This is a genomic window from Curtobacterium sp. B8 (assembly GCF_000333315.1).
Lineage (GTDB): Bacteria > Actinomycetota > Actinomycetes > Actinomycetales > Microbacteriaceae > Curtobacterium > Curtobacterium luteum.
In genome coordinates, this window is sequence record NZ_BACW01000599.1 from 1 (window position 1) to 984 (window position 984).

The 984-nt window shown below is 76.2% G+C and carries 1 protein-coding gene; it reads right to left on the reverse strand.

Translation table 11 applies throughout. The features are described from left to right. Positions 1-870: FAD-dependent oxidoreductase (locus I59_RS16195; protein ID WP_022904769.1), on the reverse strand; the 870-nt coding region annotated here is incomplete at its 3' end. Positions 871-984 lie beyond the last annotated feature (114 nt).

The window sequence follows — 984 nt, forward strand, 5'->3', positions numbered from 1 at the left end:
GCGCGTCCCGATGAGCACGACGCGTCCGACCCCGGTCCGCGCCGCCTGGCGACGGCGGACCCCGAACGCGCTCGTCATCGTGCAGGTCGCCGGGTCCGGCGTCGCCCCGGTCCGCTCGGTGACGATCGTGGCGAGTCGGGCCGCGAGTGCGTCGGCGGGCGACCGCTCCACGGCGTCGCCGTCCGCTGCCGGGACGAACGCCACGTACCGCCGTCGTCCTCCCGGCAGCGGGAACGACTCGACGACCCCGTCCGGCCCGACGTCGACGAGCGCCGCCGATCGTGCGGTGGGGTCCTCCGGATCGGCGAAGTCGCCCATGACGTACCGGTGGCGGTAGTCCCGGCCGTGCGTCGCGATCCCGAGCAGCGACCGGACGACGCTCCGGCCGCCGTCGGCTCCGATGACGAACCCGGCCTCGACGGACCGTGCGCTGCCGTCCGCGTCCGTGCCCGCGGCGAGCACGCCCGACGCGTCCTGCTGCAGCCCGGTCAGCTCCGTGCCGGTCCGCAGCACCCCGGTCGGCAGGCGGTCGCGGAGCAGTGCCTCCGTGCGGTGCTGGTCGAGCGTCGCCACGTACGGGTGCGTGGGGGACGCACCGGCGAAGGACAGCGAGCCGAGGACCCGGCCGCGACTCCGGGCGACTCCCGTCCGGACGAGCACGGCCTCCGCGAGGACCGCCCGGTCGAGGCCGATCGCCGCGAAGGCGTCGAGGGACGGCGGGTGGATGCCGATCGCCCGCGACCCGTTCGGCTGGTCCGTCCGGCGTTCCCAGACCACGACGTCGAGCCCGCGGTCGGCGAGCAGGGCCGCGACGAACAGGCCGACGGGGCCGCCGCCGACGACGAGGACGTCGACACGCTCCGTGGTCACGGTGCGAGCCTACGGATCGTCGACCCCGCGGGCACCGGGTCAGCGGAACGCGCGCGACCCGGACGCAACCGCGACCCGGACGCAACCACGACACGGACGGGAGGCCCGTGGTGG